The 21727-nt window shown below is 35.8% G+C and carries 33 protein-coding genes; 30 read left to right on the top strand and 3 right to left on the bottom strand.

The genetic code is table 11. The annotated features are described in order from the left end of the window. Window positions 1-4: 4 nt before the first annotated feature. From IEV84_RS00405 to IEV84_RS00395, 3 genes are read right to left on the bottom strand one after another with little or no spacing between them, the layout of a single operon-like run. Window positions 5-898 (bottom strand): BT_2262 family domain-containing protein, encoded by an 894-nt coding sequence (locus IEV84_RS00405; protein ID WP_188491346.1) that lies wholly within the window; start codon window positions 896-898, stop codon window positions 5-7. A gap of 15 nt (window positions 899-913) precedes the next feature. Further along, window positions 914-2617, bottom strand: a complete 1704-nt coding sequence (locus IEV84_RS00400) for a SusD/RagB family nutrient-binding outer membrane lipoprotein (RefSeq protein ID WP_188491344.1) — start codon at window positions 2615-2617, stop codon at window positions 914-916. A gap of 10 nt (window positions 2618-2627) precedes the next feature. Further along, window positions 2628-5816 (bottom strand): SusC/RagA family TonB-linked outer membrane protein, encoded by a 3189-nt coding sequence (locus IEV84_RS00395; RefSeq protein WP_188491342.1) that lies wholly within the window; start codon window positions 5814-5816, stop codon window positions 2628-2630. Window positions 5817-6068: 252 nt separating this feature from the next. Between IEV84_RS00395 and rpsL the strand changes: the two genes are divergently transcribed. From rpsL to rpsD, 30 genes are all read left to right on the top strand, one after another. Next, window positions 6069-6452, top strand: coding sequence for a 30S ribosomal protein S12 (gene rpsL / locus IEV84_RS00390; protein ID WP_007136570.1), 384 nt, complete (start codon window positions 6069-6071; stop codon window positions 6450-6452). 115 nt (window positions 6453-6567) lie between these two features. Beyond that, window positions 6568-7044, top strand: a complete 477-nt coding sequence (gene rpsG / locus IEV84_RS00385; protein ID WP_012022493.1) for a 30S ribosomal protein S7 — start codon at window positions 6568-6570, stop codon at window positions 7042-7044. Between the two features lie 10 nt (window positions 7045-7054). Continuing rightward, entirely contained in the window at window positions 7055-9211 is a 2157-nt protein-coding gene (gene fusA / locus IEV84_RS00380; protein ID WP_188491340.1) for an elongation factor G, read from the top strand. An 11-nt stretch (window positions 9212-9222) separates the two neighbouring features. Next, window positions 9223-9528, top strand: a complete 306-nt coding sequence (gene rpsJ / locus IEV84_RS00375; RefSeq protein ID WP_007803605.1) for a 30S ribosomal protein S10 — start codon at window positions 9223-9225, stop codon at window positions 9526-9528. A gap of 156 nt (window positions 9529-9684) precedes the next feature. Continuing rightward, complete coding sequence (rplC, locus tag IEV84_RS00370) at window positions 9685-10302, top strand: 50S ribosomal protein L3 (RefSeq protein ID WP_066329372.1); 618 nt, start codon at window positions 9685-9687, stop codon at window positions 10300-10302. Continuing rightward, a complete protein-coding gene (gene rplD / locus IEV84_RS00365; RefSeq protein ID WP_066329370.1) occupies window positions 10302-10931 on the top strand; it encodes a 50S ribosomal protein L4 in 630 nt (209 codons plus the stop codon). The genes rplC and rplD overlap by 1 nt, the downstream gene beginning before the upstream one ends. A gap of 6 nt (window positions 10932-10937) precedes the next feature. Then, complete coding sequence (gene rplW / locus IEV84_RS00360; RefSeq protein WP_188491338.1) at window positions 10938-11228, top strand: 50S ribosomal protein L23; 291 nt, start codon at window positions 10938-10940, stop codon at window positions 11226-11228. A gap of 9 nt (window positions 11229-11237) precedes the next feature. Continuing rightward, window positions 11238-12062 carry a 50S ribosomal protein L2 gene (rplB, locus tag IEV84_RS00355; RefSeq protein ID WP_188491336.1) on the top strand — a complete coding sequence of 275 codons (825 nt, stop codon included), beginning with the start codon at window positions 11238-11240 and terminating at the stop codon, window positions 12060-12062. Window positions 12063-12068: 6 nt separating this feature from the next. Then, window positions 12069-12347: a 30S ribosomal protein S19 gene (rpsS, locus tag IEV84_RS00350; RefSeq protein WP_024981511.1), complete on the top strand. Its 279-nt coding sequence runs from the start codon at window positions 12069-12071 to the stop codon at window positions 12345-12347. 6 nt (window positions 12348-12353) lie between these two features. Beyond that, the gene (gene rplV / locus IEV84_RS00345) at window positions 12354-12764 is read left to right on the top strand and encodes a 50S ribosomal protein L22 (protein WP_071183843.1); all 411 of its coding nucleotides are present in this window, start codon (window positions 12354-12356) and stop codon (window positions 12762-12764) included. 6 nt (window positions 12765-12770) lie between these two features. Further along, entirely contained in the window at window positions 12771-13520 is a 750-nt protein-coding gene (rpsC, locus tag IEV84_RS00340; protein ID WP_188491334.1) for a 30S ribosomal protein S3, read from the top strand. 18 nt (window positions 13521-13538) lie between these two features. Beyond that, window positions 13539-13964 carry a 50S ribosomal protein L16 gene (rplP, locus tag IEV84_RS00335; protein WP_188491332.1) on the top strand — a complete coding sequence of 142 codons (426 nt, stop codon included), beginning with the start codon at window positions 13539-13541 and terminating at the stop codon, window positions 13962-13964. A 13-nt stretch (window positions 13965-13977) separates the two neighbouring features. Then, window positions 13978-14169, top strand: coding sequence for a 50S ribosomal protein L29 (rpmC, locus tag IEV84_RS00330; RefSeq protein ID WP_035659227.1), 192 nt, complete (start codon window positions 13978-13980; stop codon window positions 14167-14169). A 16-nt stretch (window positions 14170-14185) separates the two neighbouring features. Beyond that, window positions 14186-14443: a 30S ribosomal protein S17 gene (gene rpsQ, locus IEV84_RS00325; protein WP_024981515.1), complete on the top strand. Its 258-nt coding sequence runs from the start codon at window positions 14186-14188 to the stop codon at window positions 14441-14443. Window positions 14444-14445: 2 nt separating this feature from the next. Then, the gene (gene rplN, locus IEV84_RS00320) at window positions 14446-14814 is read left to right on the top strand and encodes a 50S ribosomal protein L14 (protein ID WP_026714640.1); all 369 of its coding nucleotides are present in this window, start codon (window positions 14446-14448) and stop codon (window positions 14812-14814) included. Window positions 14815-14825: 11 nt separating this feature from the next. Next, on the top strand, window positions 14826-15140 hold the full coding sequence (gene rplX, locus IEV84_RS00315; RefSeq protein WP_188491330.1) for a 50S ribosomal protein L24: 315 nt from the start codon (window positions 14826-14828) through the stop codon (window positions 15138-15140). Window positions 15141-15142: 2 nt separating this feature from the next. Further along, window positions 15143-15694: a 50S ribosomal protein L5 gene (gene rplE / locus IEV84_RS00310; protein ID WP_071183841.1), complete on the top strand. Its 552-nt coding sequence runs from the start codon at window positions 15143-15145 to the stop codon at window positions 15692-15694. A gap of 3 nt (window positions 15695-15697) precedes the next feature. Continuing rightward, window positions 15698-15967 (top strand): 30S ribosomal protein S14, encoded by a 270-nt coding sequence (rpsN, locus tag IEV84_RS00305; protein WP_071183840.1) that lies wholly within the window; start codon window positions 15698-15700, stop codon window positions 15965-15967. A gap of 72 nt (window positions 15968-16039) precedes the next feature. Continuing rightward, entirely contained in the window at window positions 16040-16438 is a 399-nt protein-coding gene (gene rpsH / locus IEV84_RS00300) for a 30S ribosomal protein S8 (RefSeq protein WP_188491329.1), read from the top strand. An 18-nt stretch (window positions 16439-16456) separates the two neighbouring features. After that, the gene (gene rplF, locus IEV84_RS00295; RefSeq protein WP_188491327.1) at window positions 16457-16999 is read left to right on the top strand and encodes a 50S ribosomal protein L6; all 543 of its coding nucleotides are present in this window, start codon (window positions 16457-16459) and stop codon (window positions 16997-16999) included. A gap of 11 nt (window positions 17000-17010) precedes the next feature. Then, window positions 17011-17361, top strand: coding sequence for a 50S ribosomal protein L18 (gene rplR / locus IEV84_RS00290; RefSeq protein WP_071183838.1), 351 nt, complete (start codon window positions 17011-17013; stop codon window positions 17359-17361). A gap of 3 nt (window positions 17362-17364) precedes the next feature. After that, window positions 17365-17889: a 30S ribosomal protein S5 gene (rpsE, locus tag IEV84_RS00285; RefSeq protein WP_085949269.1), complete on the top strand. Its 525-nt coding sequence runs from the start codon at window positions 17365-17367 to the stop codon at window positions 17887-17889. Between the two features lie 11 nt (window positions 17890-17900). After that, on the top strand, window positions 17901-18083 hold the full coding sequence (rpmD, locus tag IEV84_RS00280) for a 50S ribosomal protein L30 (RefSeq protein ID WP_026707002.1): 183 nt from the start codon (window positions 17901-17903) through the stop codon (window positions 18081-18083). Between the two features lie 11 nt (window positions 18084-18094). Next, the gene (gene rplO, locus IEV84_RS00275; RefSeq protein ID WP_188491325.1) at window positions 18095-18547 is read left to right on the top strand and encodes a 50S ribosomal protein L15; all 453 of its coding nucleotides are present in this window, start codon (window positions 18095-18097) and stop codon (window positions 18545-18547) included. A 13-nt stretch (window positions 18548-18560) separates the two neighbouring features. Next, window positions 18561-19907 (top strand): preprotein translocase subunit SecY, encoded by a 1347-nt coding sequence (secY, locus tag IEV84_RS00270; protein WP_188491323.1) that lies wholly within the window; start codon window positions 18561-18563, stop codon window positions 19905-19907. A 3-nt stretch (window positions 19908-19910) separates the two neighbouring features. Next, a complete protein-coding gene (gene infA / locus IEV84_RS00265) occupies window positions 19911-20126 on the top strand; it encodes a translation initiation factor IF-1 (RefSeq protein WP_026714631.1) in 216 nt (71 codons plus the stop codon). An 11-nt stretch (window positions 20127-20137) separates the two neighbouring features. Continuing rightward, a complete protein-coding gene (gene ykgO / locus IEV84_RS00260; RefSeq protein ID WP_002987490.1) occupies window positions 20138-20254 on the top strand; it encodes a type B 50S ribosomal protein L36 in 117 nt (38 codons plus the stop codon). Window positions 20255-20256: 2 nt separating this feature from the next. Beyond that, complete coding sequence (gene rpsM, locus IEV84_RS00255) at window positions 20257-20631, top strand: 30S ribosomal protein S13 (protein ID WP_128195184.1); 375 nt, start codon at window positions 20257-20259, stop codon at window positions 20629-20631. A gap of 8 nt (window positions 20632-20639) precedes the next feature. Further along, window positions 20640-21023, top strand: a complete 384-nt coding sequence (gene rpsK / locus IEV84_RS00250) for a 30S ribosomal protein S11 (RefSeq protein WP_026714629.1) — start codon at window positions 20640-20642, stop codon at window positions 21021-21023. Between the two features lie 89 nt (window positions 21024-21112). Further along, window positions 21113-21718, top strand: coding sequence for a 30S ribosomal protein S4 (gene rpsD / locus IEV84_RS00245; RefSeq protein WP_066329343.1), 606 nt, complete (start codon window positions 21113-21115; stop codon window positions 21716-21718). Window positions 21719-21727 lie beyond the last annotated feature (9 nt).

Raw genomic sequence — 21727 nt, 5'->3', positions numbered from 1 at the left:
TTAACTAAATTTTAGTTAAAATTGAATCTCCAAAATCTCCAAAATCATTGGTCCAGTGTATGCTTATTGTTCCATTAGGATTGACTGTTCCTGTATAGTTTACAATAGAGCCAAACGGATCTTCAAATTCGCTGGAAATTGATCCACATATATCGGTAAAATCACTTTCTACATCAAATGTTAATCCGTAAATATCATACCAATAAATATAAAGTCCGCCAAAACTATCTGATATTGTGTAGTTACCTCCTCCATTATCTGTAATAGTGACTGTGTATGGATGATTTGTAACAGGATTGTTTGTAACAACACCACTGTCTGTGGATTCTCCAGAAGTCAAAACAGAATAAGTACCTCCAAGATCAGACGGGCAGGAAACATTGTAAGTTTGAAAGACTTTGTACAAATTAGAAGTTGCAATGTTTGAACTGAAATTATTAGTTCCATCGTCATTCATTATTTTTAAAACTGTTCCGTCTTTTAGAGTTATGTCGGCTGAAATAATTAATTGGTCACCTGTAGCAAAATCTTCTGAGGTGTTCAGGTTTTCAAAAGCATCATACAAGTCATTACGGTTAAGATTAAATGTTACGGGAAATGTAGTAATGTTTTCAGCCAGTGTTGCTTTAATTATTGTTCCGTCAGATTTAATGTACAGACCGATGATGTTCATTGAAGAAATTTTGCCAATGGCTAAATCAACTGAAAAACCTAAATTGATTTCCTGATTGTTTTGAACAGCAACTAAGTCAATAAAACTATCGCTGTCGGTCAGTTTTTGAATATTAGGTAGTGCGCCTTTTTGTGTACTTATTTTGGAATCTCCTCCGTCGTTTTCACAACATGGGAGTAAAAATAATAAGCATAGTATTGTGATTATATGTTGTATCTTTTTCATGACTTCTGATTTTTATTAATTATCCCAAAAGATTTTATATGTTCCAGGTATTTTTTGTGCCGGAGCATTTTTATTTACATTTAGTTCGCTTTGCGGCCAGAATAATGAAAGTGGGTATGCGGTGTTGAGAACAGTTTCGGAATCAACTAACGGATATTCATCGCCATTGTCTAATTGATATTCTGGCGTAGTTGAATTAGGATTTGCAAATATTGGGAAGCCAGTTCTTCTATAATCAGTATATTGATCCATTGGGTCTCCAAAAGTAGCAACCCATTTTTGAGTCATGATGATTTCCAATTTTTTATCATCGTTACCACCGTTGAATTCGGTAATGATTTTGTTAATAAAAGTCTCCACTTCATTAGAGCCAACAAGTACAGGTATTCCTGTTTGTTTGGTCTCGCTATTAGCTACTACGACTACCTGGTCCACTTTAGCAAAACTAGCTTCCATTGCTTCTTGTAGTTTTGCAGCGGCATTTCCTGTGAGTTTTCCTTCTTGAATTAATTCGGACTGAATGTATAAAAACTCGTCATAGGTTAGTATTCTGTGAGGTGCTACACCGCCTGCTTTTGTAGCGTCCATAGTTTCTCCTTCTCCATCATCATATCTTCCTCCGCATGGAAAAATACCCGGGTAGGTGTTTGAATTTTCAGTGCTAAAGTCTCTCCAGGGACCCTGACTACCAAAACGGATGCTGAAAAATCCGGTAGTAGCATCCCAATAATCGGCTTTTGGGTCGCCGGTATCTGTGTCAGCCAGTTCCGGGTATTCTCCGGCTTCAAGTTGGTTGTAGAAATAATATTTAATTCGTGGATCCGGATTGTCATTGTGTATGTTCGGATTCATTCCCATAAGTATTTCATAGAACCATGGACTCATGTATGTACCAAATTGAGTGCTATTATATGATTCTAAAAATAATTTATTTCTTTCATCTGTTGGTGAGATGTTTTTAGTGTGTTTGAATTCGAAATCATCATCAATAGACTTGAAAAAGTTGTTTTCGGCAATTAAAGCGTCAAATCCTTCTTGGTCAAAGTCGGCTGTTAAGCGGGTTTGATTGTAGAGCTTTAATTTGAAGGTATTAGCAAATCGAATCCATTTTTCGGTATCTCCGCCATAGAATAAATCATCAGCTTTGGGTTTTGCACCGAGTTCACTTTTTAGATTTGTTTTAGCGGTTTCAATTAATTCAAATAAGGAATTATAAATTTCCTTTTGATTATCAAATTTAGGAGCTATAATACCGTTTTTAAGTTTATTGGCTTCTGAATAAGGAACATCTCCCCATAGATCTACAGCAACCGACATCAAATAGACCTTTTGCATTTGCGCAATTCCTACATAAATCAAATCTTCCGATTCCTGAGCCTGAGCAATAAGGGTTTCTATGTTTGTAAGTGTTAAGTAAAGATTTTGCCAGTCATTTTGAAGACCAACATTGTTTACTTTGGCTCCATATTGATCTTGTTCTTCCCTTGCTGTCATTTGGTGTGTGTAAACTTGCAAGACGCTGCCGGAGTTGTCTAAAAAGTTAGTGTTATTATTTAGATCTACCTGTGTGCCTGTAAGTAAGAAACTCAATGGAGCAGTTGTTGGGTTGTCTTTGTCGGTGTTAACATCCATGTAGTCATTACAACTTAAAAAGAGTATCGAACTCAATAATACCACAATTTTTGAGGTATTTTGTTTTGATTTTATTAGTAGTTTCATGATGTTCTTTTTAGAAGGTTAAGTTTAATTTTAGTCCTAGTCTTTTTGCTGTAGGTGCTGATGTGACTTCAACTCCTTGCAGTCTGTTTGAGCCAAAACTAGTTACTTCAGGATCAAAATTGGTGTATTTTGGTACGTTTGGAGCAAAATACCAAAGATTACTGCCTAATATGCTTAAGCTTGCTTTGTCTAAAAATGATTTTTTTAATAATTGTGAAGGGAAATCGTAGGTTAGGCTGATTTCTCTTAATCTAAATACAGTTCCGTCATAAACATTAGCTTCATCAACACTGTTGATTGCAAATGTATTTCCGTTTGTTCCTGGAGAAAAATACAAATCATTCATTGTGATTTGAGTCGTATTAGGAATTTTTTGATCGTTACTGTCTAATATAGGCGTACCATCCGTATTTCCTAAATAACCAGGTATTATATAAGTATGTTCTCTGTCTTCGGTATCTCTTGTTACCCCTCTTCCTAACAGACTTTCTATAGTTGAAGAATGAATATCGCCTCCTTGTTTCCAGTCAAATTGAGTTCTTAAGCTTAAATTTTTATATTTAAAAGTATTGATGAAACTCATTTTGAAATCAGCATTTGGATCGCCAATGATCCCTGTTTCGGTAGCTGCCAGAATACCTCCGCTTGAAGGATCAATTAAATAATTTCCTTCGTTATCTCTGGCAAATTTGGTTCCGTAAAAGGTGCCAAAAGCTTCTCCCTGGATAATGTAGCCTACCTGGTCAATGTCTATTGGGCTTCTGTCCAGACCATCTGAAATTTTGGTTACTTTATTTTCGTTTTTGGTAAAAGTAGAATAAAGTGTCCATTTGAAATCTTCTGTTTTAATGGGTACAAGGGTTAATCCTACTTCTATACCTTTATTTTGCATTTCACCTACATTGGTGTTGTAAGATAGAAAACCACTGGAAACAGGAACACTAACTTCGGTAATTAAGTCTGTGGTTCTTTTTTTGTACAAACTAAAATCCAGTGCAATGCGTCTGTTGTAGAATTCTAAATCAGCACCTATTTCATATTCCTGAGTGAACTCAGGTTTTATTTGTTGATCAGACAAAAAAGTGTTGTTGCCAATTACGGGATTCCCATTGTATGCGTCTCCGATTAATAAAGTTGAATTTAAAAATTCGGCTGCGGCATCATTACCTACTTTGGCATAGCCCCCGCGAAGTTTAGCAAATGTTAGGACTTTGCTGTCTATTTTTAAAGCATCGGTTACAATAAGTGAGCCACTTACAGATGGATAAAAATAAGAGTTGTTGTTAACAGGAAGTGTAGAAGAGAAATCATTACGTCCTGTTGCGTTTATGAAGAAGAAATCTTTGTAAGAGAAAGTAAGGTCGGCAAATATCCCGGCATTTCTTTTTGTATCGCCTTCATCATAAAGGCTGGAAATGTTTTTAGTGTTTCTCATATTAAATATATCAGGCACAATAAATTCTTTTCCTAAATAACTTGTCCTGCTTGTTTTTGTTTGCAGAATGTTATTTCCCAGTATGGCTGTCAGGCCAATGTTTTTTGATAATTGGTAGTTAAAATTGATTAATAAGGTAGATTCAATGTCTTCGTTATTGAAATTCTCCGTTTTTAATACTCCAATTCCGCCGTAAGCCAATGATCCTATGTCTCTAATTTCCTGACGGTTTAAATCGTATTTGTTGAAACCCATACGATACGAAGCCGAAATGTGTTCGTTGAATTTGTAATTCATATTAACACCTGCAACTGTTCTGTTAGTGTTGGTAATGATTTTATCGTGTTTCCAGGACCATAGAGGGTGGTCAAATTGGCGACCGTTTGGCGTAACTGATTCTCCTGTTTCTGGGTTTTCATAAGGCAGGTTTAAGTCCCAGTTTCTGGCTATAAACAGAGTTCTGGCAAATGAAGGAGCTACTGCTTCGTCAATAAAAGAGTCGTCTCCAAAGAATCCTCCGATTTGTTTGGTGTCCGAAAAACTCATGTTGCCTCCAATGGTAAATTTATCCGAAAGGTTGAAATTACCACCAATAGAAATTGAAGTTCTGTCGTAGGTATTGTAAGGTATGTATCCGTTTTGGTTCAGGTTAGAAATTGTGGTGTTAAAACTACCGTCTTGGCCGGTGTAGTTAAAGCCTAAAGTGTTGTCAGCAACAAGTCCTGTTCGGAACAAATCTTTTACATTGTTTGGTTTTGCTTTGTAAGGAACAGTTGGCCCTAATTCAGGGGATACAGCTAATACAGTTGCCCAGGTAGGAATGGTTCCGTCATCATTTAAATTGTAAAGGACTCCGGCTTTTCCAAAAGCAGGTCCCCAAGATCCGTTTGATCCTTCGCTGTATTTAAAATTAGCGCCTGCTCCGTATTTGTTTTGATAATCGGGAAGATTGGCAATATTTTCGAAATAAATACCTGAACCAAAAGTTACGGTGGATTTATTTGTTTTAGCTGATTTGGCAGAACCTGACTTCGTTGTGATAACGATAACACCGTTTACTGCTCTTGAACCATATAATGCTGATGCAGCGGCACTTTTAAGAACGTTTATAGAAGCAATATCGTTTGGGTCTAAAGTTGATAATGCCGATTCGTATGCTCCACCTCCGGTAGATTGATTGGATGTGGTAACGGAGGTGTTGTTGTAGGTTACTCCGTCAACAACAATAAGTGGTTGGGTGTTTCCTGTAAAAGTATTAGTCCCTCTTATTGTAATTTGATTGGCTGCACCGGCAACTCCGCTGGAAATATTTACGTTAACACCGGCTACTTTTCCTGATAGGGAACGTATTAAATCAGGTTCGGAGTTTTCTGTGATTTCTTCTGTTTTTATGGAACTTACAGAGTAACCGAGGTCTTTAGGATTTCTTTTTATCCCAAAAGCAGTAATAACTACTCCCTCCAGTTCAATGGAATCGTCTAAAAGTTTTACTGAAATTGTTGTTGAATTAGCTGGTATTTCTTGGGTTTTCATACCAATGTAGCTAAAAATTAAAGTTTGTGTAGGTGCAACTTTAATGTTGAATTTACCATCAAAATCAGACTGAGTGCTGGTTTGTGTTCCTTTTACTAAGATGCTAACTCCGGGTAGTGGCATTCCTGAGTTGTCTGAAACAGTTCCAGTTACGAGTCTTTCCTGTGAATAAGAAAGCTGTGTTATTATTGCTGTTAAAAGCAATAATATTACTTTGAGTTTTGGTTTCATTTTTGATAATTTGGGTTCTTATTAGCAAAAATCTTAAATTATTGTTAATTAACCTAATATTTCTGCTTCTTTTTGACTTGAACTGGGAATTTATTGTGGTTTTAATGGGGGATTTGTTCGTTAGAAAAGATAGTGATGATAATCTTGTTGAAAATTAATGAATTAACATTTGTAGAGTAAAAAATAATTTATACATTTGCAACCCCGTAAAAAGCGGGATTTATATTTACATAATAATTTTTAGTATTAATTATGCCAACAATTCAACAATTAGTAAGAACAGGAAGAACTCAGATAACTAAGAAGAGTAAATCGGTTGCTTTAGATTCTTGCCCTCAACGAAGAGGAGTTTGTACGCGTGTTTACACTACTACACCAAAAAAACCAAACTCAGCGATGCGTAAAGTAGCGCGTGTACGTTTGACAAATGGTAATGAAGTGAATGCTTACATCCCTGGTGAAGGTCACAATCTACAAGAGCACTCGATAGTATTAGTTAGGGGTGGAAGGGTAAAAGATTTACCAGGAGTTAGATACCACATCGTTCGTGGTGCGCTTGATACATCAGGTGTTGCTGGAAGAACGCAAAGAAGATCTAAGTATGGTGCTAAACGCCCAAAAGAAGCAAAAAAGTAATTTAAAACGTTAAGAGTTCGAGGTTAGGAGTTGAGGGTTAGGATTGAGACATGAGTTAAAATCTCTAACACTAACATTTAACGGATAACCCATAACTTTTTATTAAAAAAAAGACATGAGAAAAAGAGCGGCAAAAAAGAGACCACTTTTACCAGATCCAAGGTTTAATGACCAACTGGTAACGCGTTTTGTGAACAACTTAATGTGGGATGGTAAAAAATCTACGGCTTTTAAAGTTTTTTATGATGCTATTGATATCATTGAGACTAAAAAGCAAAATGACGAGAAAACTTCGTTAGAAATTTGGAAAGATGCTTTAACTAACGTTATGCCTCACGTAGAAGTACGTAGTCGTAGAGTAGGTGGAGCTACATTTCAAATTCCAATGCAAATTCGTCCAGACAGAAAAATTTCTATGGCAATGAAGTGGTTGATACTTTATGCTAGAAGAAGAAATGAAAAGTCAATGGCTCAAAGGTTGGCTTCTGAGTGTTTAGCTGCGGCTAAAGAAGAAGGAGCTGCTGTTAAGAAAAGAATGGATACTCACAAAATGGCAGAGGCTAATAAAGCTTTCTCTCACTTTAGATTTTAATTCGTAAGAAATGGCTAGAGACTTAAAATATACAAGAAATATAGGAATTGCTGCTCATATTGATGCTGGTAAGACAACAACTACTGAGCGTATTCTTTTTTATACTGGTAAATCACATAAAATTGGTGAGGTACACGATGGTGCTGCAACAATGGACTGGATGGCACAAGAGCAAGAAAGAGGTATTACTATTACTTCAGCTGCTACAACTTGTGAGTGGAATTTTCCAACTGAGCAAGGTAAATTATTGCCAGAATCATTACCATATCACTTTAATATTATTGATACTCCTGGACACGTTGACTTTACTGTAGAGGTAAACCGTTCTTTACGTGTATTGGATGGATTGGTTTTCTTGTTTTCTGCTGTTGATGGTGTTGAGCCACAATCAGAAACTAACTGGAGGCTTGCTGATCAGTATAGAGTTCCTCGTATGGGATTCGTAAACAAAATGGACCGTCAAGGTTCTAACTTCTTGGCAGTTTGTCAACAAGTTAAAGATATGTTGAAATCAAATGCTGTTGCTATTACTTTACCAATTGGTGAAGAAAATGATTTCAAAGGGGTAGTTGACTTAGTGAAAAATCAAGCTATTGTATGGCATGATGCAACTCAAGGGGCTACTTTTGATATTGTTGATATCCCTGCTGATATGGTGGATGATGTAAAACACTATCGTTCTATTCTTATCGAAGAGATTGCTACTTATGATGAGAATCTTTTGGATAAATACATGGAAGATGAAAACTCAATCACTGAGGAGGAAATCAACAATGCATTGAGAGCTGCTACTATGGATATGGCTATCATTCCTATGATTGCTGGTTCTTCTTTTAAAAACAAAGGAGTTCAATTCATGTTAGATGCGGTATGTAAATACTTGCCGTCTCCAATGGATAAAGAAGGTATCAAGGGTATTCATCCGGATGATGCTGAATTATTAGAAGAAGATCAAACTCAAATCTTGCGTAAGCCAGATGTTAAAGAGCCGTTCGCTGCTTTGGCATTTAAAATTGCTACTGACCCATTCGTAGGTCGTTTGGCTTTCTTCCGTGCTTATTCAGGACGTTTAGATGCGGGTTCTTATGTTTTGAACACTCGTTCTGGAAACAAAGAGCGTATTTCTCGTATCTACCAAATGCACGCTAATAAACAAAATCCAATCGAATATATTGAGGCTGGAGATATTGGGGCTGCTGTTGGATTTAAAGATATCAAAACTGGAGATACATTGTGTGATGAAAAACACCCAATCATTCTTGAGTCTATGAAATTCCCTGCGCCGGTAATTGGTATTGCTATTGAGCCTAAAACTAAGGCTGATGTAGATAAAATGGGTATGGCTTTGGCTAAATTGGCTGAGGAAGATCCAACGTTTACTGTTAGAACTGATGAGGCTTCAGGGCAAACAATTATCTCAGGTATGGGTGAGCTTCACTTGGATATCTTGGTAGATCGTATGAAACGTGAATTCAAAGTTGAGGTAAATCAAGGTGAGCCTCAGGTGGAGTACAAAGAAGCGTTTACAAAATCTGCTCAACACAGAGAGGTTTACAAGAAACAATCTGGAGGTCGTGGTAAATTCGGTGATATCGTATTTAGAGTTGAGCCTGCTGATGAAGTTGATGGTAAAGTTCCAGTTGGATTACAGTTTGTTAATGAAGTAAAAGGAGGTAACGTTCCTAAAGAATATATTCCTGCTGTTGAAAAAGGTTTCAGAGAAGCTATGAAAACAGGTCCTTTAGCTGGGTACCAAGTTGATAGTTTAAAAGTGACTTTGTTAGACGGATCTTTCCACCCGGTGGATTCTGATGCTCTTTCTTTTGAATTAGCTGCAAGAATGGGTTATAGAGAAGTTGCTAAAGCTGCTGGAGCTGTTATTCTTGAGCCAATCATGAAAATGGAAGTTATTACACCTGAAGAAAACATGGGAGATATCGTAGGTGATATTAACCGTCGTAGAGGTCAGGTTAATGACATGGGTGATAGAAATGGTGCGAAAACTATTAAGGCTGATGTGCCTTTATCAGAAATGTTTGGATATGTAACTACATTGAGAACATTGTCTTCTGGTAGAGCTACTTCTACAATGGAATTCTCTCACTATGCAGAAACGCCTTCTAATATTTCAGAGGCAGTAATCAAAAAAGCAAAAGGAAACGCTTAATCTTTAAGAAAATGAGTCAAAAAATCAGAATAAAATTAAAATCTTACGATCACATGTTGGTAGATAAGTCTGCTGAAAAGATTGTAAAAACGGTTAAGACTACCGGAGCAGTGGTAACAGGGCCAATTCCTTTGCCAACTCACAAAAAATTGTTTACAGTATTGCGTTCTCCGCACGTAAACAAAAAAGCTAGAGAGCAATTTGAAGTAATGTCATATAAGAGATTAATTGATATTTATTCATCTTCATCTAAAACTATCGATGCTTTAATGAAATTAGAATTACCTAGTGGAGTTGAAGTAGAAATCAAAGTTTAAGTTTTTTTTCAAGAGTAAATTAGAGCACTTCGTTTAAGTGAAAAGTTTTTTTGGATTGTGTGTAAATAAGTTATACTTTTGCACCACTTTTTAAAAACAGCTTCACTTAAACGATTGTGTTCTGTTTTTATATTTAATAATTAATAATTAATATTTATGTCTGGGTTAATTGGTAGAAAAATCGGCATGACTAGTCTTTTTGATGAGAACGGGAAGAATATTCCTTGTACTGTTATTGAGGCAGGTCCATGTGTTGTTACCCAAGTCAGAACCAACGAGGTTGACGGGTATGAAGCGTTGCAACTTGGTTTCGATGACAAAAACGAGAAACATTCCACAAAAGCGGCTTTAGGTCACTTTAAAAAAGCTGGAACTGTTGCTAAGAAAAAAGTCGTTGAATTCAAAGATTTTGCAACTGAACAAAAATTAGGAGATCTTATTGATGTTTCTATTTTTGCTGAAGGAGAGTTTGTAGATGTACAAGGTGTGTCTAAAGGTAAAGGTTTTCAAGGTGTTGTTAAACGTCACGGTTTTGGTGGTGTTGGTCAGGCAACTCATGGTCAGCATAACCGTTTAAGAGCGCCAGGTTCTGTAGGAGCTTCTTCTTATCCATCTAGAGTATTCAAAGGAATGCGTATGGCTGGAAGAATGGGAGGAGAAAATGTAAAAGTTCAAAACCTTAGAGTTTTAAAAGTAGTGGCTGATAAGAACCTACTTGTTATTAAAGGATGTGTTCCTGGTCATAACAACTCTTATGTAATCATTCAGAAGTAATGGAAGTAAAAGTATTAGATTTCAACGGAAAAGATACTGGAAGAAAAGTTCAACTTTCTGATTCAGTATTCGCAATTGAACCGAATAATCACGCAGTGTACCTTGATGTTAAGCAATATCTTGCTAATCAAAGACAAGGGACGCACAAGGCTAAAGAAAGAGCTGAAGTTGCGGGATCTACTCGTAAGATTAAAAAACAAAAAGGAACAGGTACTGCTCGTGCAGGATCTGCTAAATCACCTGTTTTTAAAGGTGGAGGAACTATTTTTGGACCAAGACCAAGAAGTTATTCATTCAAATTGAATAAAAGCTTGAAGCGTTTGGCTAGAAAATCAGCGTTCTCTATAAAAGCTAAAGAGTCAAATATTATCGTTCTTGAAGACTTTAATTTTGAAGTTCCAAACACTAAAAATTTCATTAACGTTTTGAAAGCTTTAGAGTTAGAAAATAAAAAATCTCTATTTGTGTTGGGTAATACCAATAAAAATGTATATTTGTCGTCACGTAATTTAAAAGCGTCTAACGTTGTAAGTAGTTCAGAACTAAGTACTTATGATATTTTAAATGCTAATAATTTAGTGCTTTTGGAGAGTTCTTTGGAAGTAATTGAAGAAAATTTAAGTAAATAATAGGAGATGAGTATCATAATTAAGCCTATAGTAACGGAAAAAGTAACCAAAGAAAGTGAAGTTTTAAACCGTTTTGGATTTGTGGTTAACAAAAAAGCTAACAAAGTTGAAATTAAGAAAGCTGTTGAGGCTGCTTATGGAGTGACTGTTGTTAGTGTTAATACAATAAATGTAAGACCGGACAGAACTACTAAATACACTAAAAGTGGTTTAATCAGTGGAAAGACAAATGCAATCAAAAAAGCAATTGTTCAAGTACAAGAAGGAGAAACAATTGATTTTTACAACAATATCTAAGATATAACAATGTCAGTAAGAAAATTAAAACCTATTACCGCAGGTCAGCGATTTAGAGTTGTGAATGGTTATGACGCCATTACAACTGATAAGCCGGAACGCTCTTTGATAGCGCCGATAAAAAACTCTGGAGGTAGAAATAGTCAAGGAAAGATGACCATGCGTTACACGGGTGGTGGTCACAAGCAAAGATATCGTATCATTGATTTCAAAAGAACTAAAGATGGAATTCCAGCTACAGTGAAATCAATCGAGTATGATCCAAACAGAACTGCTTTTATTGCTTTATTAGCTTATGCTGATGGAGAGAAAACTTATATTATTGCTCAAAATGGATTGAAAGTTGGTCAGAAATTAGTTTCTGGTGCTGATGCTCAACCAGAAATTGGTAATACTTTACCATTGAGTAAAATTCCTTTGGGAACTGTAATCTCTTGTATTGAATTACGTCCAGGTCAAGGAGCTGTAATTGCTCGTTCAGCTGGAACATTTGCTCAATTAATGGCAAGAGATGGAAAATATGCTACAATTAAAATGCCTTCTGGAGAAACAAGATTGATCTTGTTAACTTGTTCGGCTACAATTGGAGCAGTTTCTAACTCTGATCATCAATTAGTGGTATCTGGTAAAGCAGGTAGAACAAGATGGTTAGGTAGAAGACCAAGAACAAGACCAGTAGCGATGAACCCTGTTGATCACCCAATGGGAGGTGGTGAAGGACGTTCTTCTGGAGGTCATCCACGTTCAAGAAACGGAGTACCAGCTAAAGGTTATAGAACTCGTTCTCCGAAAAACCCGAGTAGTAAGTATATCGTAGAACGTAGAAAGAAATAATAAGATATGGCACGTTCATTAAAAAAAGGACCTTTCGTTCATTATAAATTAGAAAAGAAAGTTGAAGAGAACATTGCAGGTGGAAATAAAGGAGTGGTTAAGACTTGGTCTAGAGCTTCTATGATTACTCCTGACTTTGTTGGACAAACTATCGCAGTTCATAACGGTCGTCAATTTGTACCGGTTTACGTTACTGAAAACATGGTAGGACACAAATTAGGAGAATTTTCACCAACTAGATCTTTTAGAGGTCATGCTGGAGCAAAAAATAAAGGTAAAAAATAAGAAGCAATGGGAGTTCGTAAAAGAGAAACAGCAGATGCGAGAAAAGAGGCTAATAAGTCTATTGCTTTCGCGAAATTGAATAACTGCCCTACTTCACCTAGAAAAATGCGCTTAGTAGCGGACTTGGTAAGAGGTCAGAAGGTAGAAAGAGCACTTAACATTTTAAGATTCAGTTCTAAAGAAGCTTCAAGGAAATTAGAAAAACTATTATTATCTGCAATCAACAACTGGGAGCAAAAAAATAGTGAAGGTAATTTAGAAGAAGCTGGATTATTTGTTAAAGAGATCAGAGTAGATGGTGGAATGATGTTAAAAAGACTTCGTCCAGCTCCGCAAGGTCGTGCACACAGAATTAGAAAACGTTCTAATCACGTAACAATCGTGTTAGGAGCTATTAATAACACACAAGCAAATTAATACAAGATGGGACAAAAGACAAATCCAATTGGAAATAGACTTGGTATCATCAGAGGATGGGACTCAAACTGGTATGGTGGAAATGATTACGGCGATAAATTAGCTGAAGATCACAAAATCAGAAAGTATGTACATGCTCGTTTATCAAAAGCTAGTGTATCTAAAGTAATTATCGAGAGAACTTTGAAGCTTGTAACCGTTACTATCACTACGGCTCGTCCAGGTATCATTATTGGTAAAGGCGGTCAAGAGGTAGACAAGTTGAAAGAGGAACTTAAGAAAGTTACTGACAAAGAGGTTCAAATCAACATCTTTGAAATTAAAAGACCTGAGTTAGATGCTTATTTAGTTGCAACAAGCATCGCTCGTCAAATCGAAAGCCGTATTTCTTACAGACGTGCAATTAAAATGGCTATTGCTGCTTCTATGCGTATGAACGCTGAAGGTATCAAAGTTTTAATTTCTGGTCGTTTGAATGGTGCTGAGATGGCGCGTTCGGAAGGTTTCAAAGAGGGAAGAATTCCTTTGTCAACTTTCAGAGCTGATATTGATTATGCACTTGCTGAGGCGCATACTACTTATGGTAGAATGGGTATCAAAGTGTGGATCATGAAAGGTGAGGTTTACGGAAAGAGAGAGCTTTCTCCTTTAGCTGGAATGGACAAAAAACAAGCTAGTGGAAAAGGTGGAGATGCTCCTCGTGGAAAATCTAACTTTTCAAAAGGTGGAAAACCAGACGCTCGTAAAAGAAAGTAATTTTTAAATTAAAGAAAAATGTTACAGCCTAAAAGAACAAAATACCGTAAGGTACAAAAAGGTAGAATGAAAGGGAACTCTAATAGAGGGCACGAACTTTCAAACGGAATGTTTGGTATTAAATCTGTTCATGAAGATGGTATGTTTCTTACTTCACGTCAAATCGAGGCTGCGCGTATCGCTGCAACTCGTTACATGAAAAGAGAGGGACAATTATGGATTAAAATATTTCCAGACAAACCAATTACTAAGAAACCTCTTGAGGTACGTATGGGTAAAGGTAAAGGTGCCGTTGAATATTGGGCAGCTGTTGTTAAACCCGGAAGAATTATGTTTGAAGTAGGAGGAGTTCCTTTGTCAGTTGCTAAAGAGGCGTTACGTCTTGCAGCTCAAAAGCTTCCTGTAAAAACTAAATTCGTTGTTGCTAGAGATTTCGAAGCATAATCTATATTATATTATGAAACAATCAGAAATAAAAGGTCTTTCTGCAGCACAGTTGCAAGAAAATCTTAGCCAGGCTAAGAAAACTTATGCTGACCTAAAATTGGCTCACGCAATATCTCCAATTGAGAATCCACTTCAAATTAGAAGTTTGAGAAGAACAGTTGCTAGATTAGCTACAGAGCTTACTAAAAGAGAATTGCAATAATTGTAATCTGCGAAAGATGGAAAAAAGAAATTTAAGAAAAGAAAGAATTGGTGTTGTGACTTCTAACAAAATGGATAAATCTATTGTTGTTGCACAAGTTACTAAAGTAAAACACCCATTATATGGTAAGTTCGTATTGAAAACAAAGAAATTTGTTGCACATGACGAAACAAACGACTGTAACATTGGAGATACTGTAAGGATTAGCGAAACGCGTCCTTTAAGTAAGTCAAAATGTTGGAGATTGGTTGAAATCCTAGAAAGAGCTAAATAATTATGGTACAACAAGAATCAAGACTAAAAGTAGCAGATAACACAGGAGCTAAAGAAGTTTTAACTATCCGTGTTTTAGGAGGTACTAAAAGAAGATATGCCTCTGTTGGTGATAAGATTGTAGTATCTATTAAAGATTCAACTCCTAACGGAAACGTTAAAAAAGGAGCTGTTTCAACTGCAGTTGTTGTACGTACCAAAAAAGAAGTGAGAAGAGCTGATGGTTCTTATATCCGTTTCGATGACAATGCATGTGTTCTTTTGAACGCTGCAGGAGAAATGAGAGGAACTCGTGTATTTGGTCCGGTAGCAAGAGAACTTCGTGAAAAACAATTCATGAAAATTGTATCATTAGCACCAGAAGTGCTTTAATTCGTTATAAGATGATAAAGCTAAAAATAAAATCAGGCGACGTTGTAAGAGTAATTGCTGGAGATCACAAAGGTGCTGAAGGTAAAGTTTTACGTGTTGACCGTGAGAAAAACAAAGCGATTGTTGAAGGTGTAAACTTGGTTTCAAAACACACGAAGCCAAGCGCAAAAAACCCTCAAGGTGGTATCGTAAAGAAAGAAGCTCCTATTCAAATTTCTAACATCTCTTTGATTGATCCTAAAACTAAGGAAACAACAAGAGTAGGTGTAAGAGTAGAAGGAGATAAGAAAGTAAGATTTTCAAAAAAATCTAATCAAGTACTATAGTAATGGCGTATATACCTAGATTAAAAGAGGAATATAAGAGTAGAGTAATCTCTGCTCTTAAAGAAGAGTTCGGATACACAAACGTAATGCAAGTTCCTAAACTTGAAAAAATCGTTTTGAGCCGTGGAGTTGGTGCAGCTGTGTCTGATAAAAAACTAATTGACTATGCAGTTGATGAGTTGACTAAGATCACTGGACAAAAAGCAGTTTCTACAATTTCAAAGAAAGACGTTGCGTCTTTCAAATTGAGAAAAGGAATGCCAATTGGAGCAAAAGTTACTTTACGTGGAGAAAGAATGTATGAGTTTTTAGATAGACTTATTACTTCTGCTTTACCACGTGTAAGAGATTTTAGTGGTATCAAAGCTACTGGATTCGATGGTAGAGGTAACTACAACCTTGGAGTTTTAGAGCAAATCATTTTCCCTGAAATTGATATTGACAAAGTAAACAAAATTTCAGGAATGGATATTACTTTTGTTACTACTGCTCAAACAGACAAAGAAGCAAAATCATTATTGACTCAATTAGGTTTACCTTTTAAAAAGAACTAAGACATGGCAAAAGAATCAATGAAAGCCCGTGAGGTTAAGAGACAAAAAACGGTAGAAAAGTATGCTGAGAAAAGAAAAGCTTTGATAGAGGCTGGAGATTTCGTAGGTTTGCAAAAATTACCTAAAAATGCTTCGCCAGTTCGTTTACACAATCGTTGTAAATTAACAGGAAGACCAAGAGGGTACATGCGTCAATTCGGTATTTCACGTGTGACTTTCCGTGAAATGGCTAATAGTGGATTGATACCAGGAGTTAAAAAAGCCAGCTGGTAAAAAATGAATTTTAATTGGTTAAAGGTTCAATGAGAGAGACTCAAAGAAAACCATAGCCGCAAATTAATAAATATGAATACAGATCCTATTGCAGATTATTTAACGCGAGTTAGAAACGCTGTGGCTGCAAACCACAAAGTTGTTGAAATTCCGGCATCTAATCTAAAAAAAGAAATAACTAAGATCTTATTTGATCAAGGTTATATCTTGAGTTACAAATTTGAACAGGACACAGTTCAAGGTTCAATCAAAATTGCTTTGAAGTACGATAAAGATACTAAAGAGCCTGTAATTAAAGATATCCAAAGAATTAGTAAACCAGGTTTACGTAAGTATGCAGGTGCTGCCAAATTACCAAGAATCCTTAACGGATTAGGAATTGCTATTGTTTCTACATCAAAAGGTTTGATGACTGGAAAACAAGCTAAGCAATTAAATGTAGGTGGTGAAGTAATTTGTTACGTATACTAATTTTAAAGACTAAATAAGATGTCAAGAATAGGTAAAAGCCCAATTGTAATCCCTGCTGGAGTAACTGTAGAAGTTAAAGACGGTATCATTACAGTAAAAGGAAAAAATGGTCAACTATCACAGGAGTTTTCGGATGTAACTGTTACAGTTGAAGGTGATCAGGTTCTAGTTGAAAGATCATCTGATCACAAAGATCAAAGAGCAAAACATGGTTTATATAGATCTCTAATCAACAATATGATTGTTGGAGTAACTGAAGGATTTACTAAATCATTAGAATTGGTAGGGGTAGGTTACAGAGCTTCTAATCAAGGACAAAAATTAGATTTGGCACTTGGATTTTCTCACAATATTGTTTTAGAAGTTGCTCCTGAAGTAACTGTTGAAACTATATCTGAAAAAGGTAAGAACCCAATTGTAAAATTAACATCATTAGATAAACAACTTTTAGGAGCTGTAGCTGCGAAAATCAGAGGTTTCCGTAAGCCTGAACCATACAAAGGAAAAGGTGTTAAATTTGTAGGTGAAGTATTAAGAAGAAAAGCAGGTAAATCAGCTTAAAAAATAAGATTATGTCATTAACAAAACCTGAAAGAAGACAGAGAATCAGATTCAGAATCAGAAAAACGATAAGTGGTACTGCTACTAGTCCAAGGTTATCTGTATTTAGAAGTAACAAAGAAATTTACGCTCAATTGATTGATGACGTAAACGGAGTTACATTATTGTCTGCTTCTTCAAGAGAGAAAGAAATAGGAAAAGGTACTAACGTTGAAGTTGCAGCTGCAGTTGGAAAACTGGTTGCAGAAAAAGCGTTAAAAGCCGGGGTTGAAACAGTAAAATTCGATAGAGGAGGATACTTATACCACGGTCGTATTAAATCATTAGCAGAAGGCGCAAGAGCCGCTGGACTTAAATTCTAATATATTATGTCTAAATACAAAAATGTAGAATTAGTAAAACCAAGTGGTCTTGAACTTAAAGATCGTCTGGTAAGTGTTAATCGTGTTACTAAAGTTACAAAAGGTGGTAGAGCATTTGGTTTTTCTGCTATTGTAGTAGTAGGTGATGAAAACGGAGTAGTTGGTCATGGATTAGGAAAATCTAAAGACGTTTCTGAAGCAATTGCGAAAGCAGTAGAAGATGCTAAGAAAAACTTAGTTAGAATTCCTTTGAATGGTCAATCAGTTCCTCACGAACAAAAAGGTAAATTTGGTGGTGCACGTGTATTTTTAATTCCTGCTTCTCATGGTACAGGAGTTATTGCTGGTGGAGCTGTTCGTTCAGTTCTTGAATCAGTAGGTATTCACGATGTATTGTCTAAATCTCAAGGATCATCAAATCCTCACAACGTAGTGAAAGCAACTTTTGATGCTTTATTACAAATGAGAAGTGCTCACACCGTTGCAAAACAAAGAGGAGTATCTTTAGAAAAAGTTTTTAAAGGTTAATCAAGGAAATTATGGCTAAATTATTAGTAAAACAAGTTAGAAGTAAAATCAACTGTCCGCTTGATCAAAAAAGAGGATTAGAGGCTTTAGGACTACGTAAAATGGGTCAGGTTGTAGAACATGATTCAAACCCTGCAATCCTTGGGATGATAAACAAAGTTAAACACTTAGTTTCTGTTGAAGAAGCTAAATAACAAATACTGTTATGAATTTAAGTAACTTACAACCAGCTGAAGGGTCAACACACAATCAAAATAAAAGAGTAGGTAGAGGAGAAGGTTCTGGAAAAGGTGGTACTGCTGCACGTGGACACAAAGGAGCAAAATCTCGTTCTGGATATTCTAAAAAGATTGGTTTTGAAGGAGGACAAATGCCACTTCAAAGACGTGTTCCTAAGTTTGGTTTCAAAAACATCAATCGTAAAGAATACGAAGGTGTTAATCTGGATACACTTCAATTATTAGTAGATAATGGCGTAGTTACCGATACTGTTGCAATGGCAGATTTCGTAGCAAATCGTTTGGCTACTAAGAATGAAATTGTTAAGATTTTAGGAAGAGGAGAATTGAAAGCTAAATTAAAAGTAACTGCTCACAAATTTACTGCTACTGCAAAAGCTGCTATTGAAGCTGCTGGTGGAGAGGCTGTAACAATATAATTTTTCAATTAGTATGAAGAAATTTATTGAATCATTAAGTAATGTTTGGAAAATCGAGGAATTAAAAAATAGAATCCTAATGACCTTAGGACTGCTTTTAGTTTATCGTTTTGGAGCTCACGTTACTCTTCCGGGAATTGACGCTACACAATTAAACAGCCTTGCTGGTCAAACCGAAAACGGTCTTGGGTCCATCTTGGATATGTTTACTGGAGGAGCTTTTTCTAAAGCGTCAGTTTTTGCTTTAGGAATTATGCCTTATATTTCTGCATCTATCGTTGTACAGCTAATGGGAATCGCTATTCCTTATTTGCAAAAATTACAAAGTGATGGAGAAAGTGGTAGAAAAAAGATTAATCAAATTACACGTTGGTTGACTATTGTTATTACATTAGTACAAGGTCCTACGTACATTTATAATCTTTACAGAACTCTGCCAGGAAGTGCATTTTTATTAGGTTTTAATTCTTTTGAATTCTTATTTTCTTCAGTAATTATCTTAGTTACAGGTACAATTTTTGCCATGTGGTTAGGAGAAAAGATAACTGATAAAGGAATTGGTAATGGTATCTCACTGTTAATTATGGTGGGTATCTTAGCAAGATTTCCTCAAGCATTTATTCAGGAATTTACAACTAGAGTTACTAATAACAACGGTGGACCAATGTTGTTAGTAATTGAAATAATTATTTGGCTTTTAGTTATCATTGCATGTGTGTTGTTAACTATGGCTATTCGAAAAATACCAGTTCAGTATGCTCGTCGTACTGCTTCTGGTGATTTTGAACAAGATATGTTAGGTGGAAATAGACAATGGATTCCTTTGAAGCTTAATGCTGCTGGGGTTATGCCTATCATTTTTGCTCAGGCAATTATGTTTATTCCTGCTGCTGTAGCAGGATTGTCAAAATCCGATGCTTCACAATCTATTGTAGGTGCTTTTAGTAATATGTTCGGTTTTTGGTATAATTTTGTTTTTGCAACTTTAATTGTTGTATTTACATTCTTTTATACTGCAATTACAGTTCCTACTAATAAAATGTCAGATGATCTTAAAAGAAGTGGTGGTTTTATTCCTGGTGTTAGACCGGGGGCTGAAACTTCTGATTTTCTAGACAAAGTGATGTCTTTGATAACTTTTCCAGGTTCTTTATTTCTTGCTCTAATAGCTGTGTTCCCAGCCATAGTTGTAAGTCTTATGGATGTTCAACAATCTTGGGCAATGTTTTTTGGAGGTACCTCGTTAATTATTATGGTAGGTGTTGCAATTGACACAATTCAACAAATCAATTCATACTTGTTGAACAAACATTATGATGGTTTAATGAAAAGCGGAAAAAATAGAAAAGCAGTAGCTTAATTTATGGCAAAACAATCAGCAATAGAACAAGACGGATCAATCATTGAAGCATTATCTAATGCAATGTTCCGTGTAGAATTAGAGAATGGACATGTTGTGATTGCTCATATTTCGGGAAAGATGCGTATGCATTACATCAAATTATTACCTGGTGATAAGGTGAAACTGGAAATGAGTCCTTACGATTTGTCAAAAGCAAGAATTACTTATAGATATTAAAGATATTCACAATGAAAGTAAGAGCATCAGTAAAAAAGAGAAGTGCCGAGTGCATTATCGTACGTAGAAAAGGAAGATTATACGTAATAAACAAAAAGAATCCTAGATTTAAACAAAGACAAGGATAATTATGGCAAGAATAGCAGGGGTAGATATCCCAAAAAACAAGAGAGGTGTTATTGCACTTACCTACATCTTCGGATTAGGAAAAAGTAGAGCTATTGAGATTTTAGAGAAAGCTCAAGTTAGCCAGGATAAAAAAGTTCAAGATTGGAATGATGACGAAATTGGAGCAATCCGTGAGGCAGTATCAGCTTTCAAAATTGAAGGAGAATTGCGTTCAGAAGTATCTTTAAACATCAAACGTTTAATGGATATTGGATGTTACAGAGGAATTCGTCACAGAACTGGTCTTCCGTTAAGAGGACAAAGAACTAAAAACAACTCTAGAACTAGAAAAGGTAAAAGAAAAACTGTTGCTAACAAGAAAAAAGCAACTAAATAATAAGTAATATGGCTAAAGCAACTACAAAAAAACGTAAAGTTATCGTTGAATCAACGGGAGAAGCTCATATTTCTGCTACCTTCAATAACATCATCATTTCTTTGACTAACAAAAAAGGTGAAGTTATTTCTTGGTCTTCAGCTGGTAAAATGGGTTTCAGAGGTTCTAAAAAGAACACTCCATATGCAGCTCAAATGGCCGCAGAAGATTGTAGTAAAGTAGCTCTTGAAGCTGGATTGAAAAAAGTTAAGGTTTATGTAAAAGGACCAGGAAACGGACGTGAGTCTGCTATCCGTTCTATTCATAACGGTGGAATCGAAGTGACTGAAATTATAGACGTTACTCCAATGCCACACAACGGTTGTCGTCCTCCAAAGAGACGTAGAGTTTAATATTAAATTTAAGTATAACTAGGTAGAAAAACGATTATCGAAGGATATGACCTGAATTCATAATCTCTACCTTAATTAATTCATTAGAAATGGCAAGATATACTGGTCCTAAAACTAGAATTGCTCGTAAATTTGGCGAAGCAATTTTCGGAGATGACAAATCTTTCGAAAAAAGAAACTACCCTCCTGGACAACACGGGATGGCTAAAAAAAGAGGTAAAAAATCTGAGTACGCTATCCAGTTAATGGAAAAGCAAAAAGCTAAATATTCTTATGGAATTTTAGAAAAACAATTCAGAGGTTTATTCAAAAAAGCATCAGCTACTAAAGGTGTTACTGGTGAGGTTCTTTTACAATTATGTGAGGCAAGATTGGATAACGTAGTATTCAGAATGGGTGTTGCTCCTTCTAGAAGAGGTGCTAGACAATTAGTTTCTCACAGACATATCACTGTTAATGGTGAAGTGGTAAACATTCCTTCTTACCACCTTAAACCTGGTGATAAAGTTGCTGTTCGTGAAAAATCTAAATCTTTAGAGGCTATCGAACGTTCTTTATCTAATTCAAGTCAAGTTTATGAATGGATTACTTGGAACAATGATACTAAAGAAGGTACTTTCGTAGCTGTACCGGCTAGAATTCAAATTCCAGAAAACATTAAAGAACAATTAATCGTAGAGTTGTACAACAAATAATAATTGACT

Source organism: Flavobacterium palustre, from assembly GCF_014639535.1.
Classification (GTDB): domain Bacteria; phylum Bacteroidota; class Bacteroidia; order Flavobacteriales; family Flavobacteriaceae; genus Flavobacterium; species Flavobacterium palustre.
The sequence above is the reverse complement of the archived record's forward strand: the minus strand, read 5'-3'. Positions and strand labels throughout refer to the sequence as shown.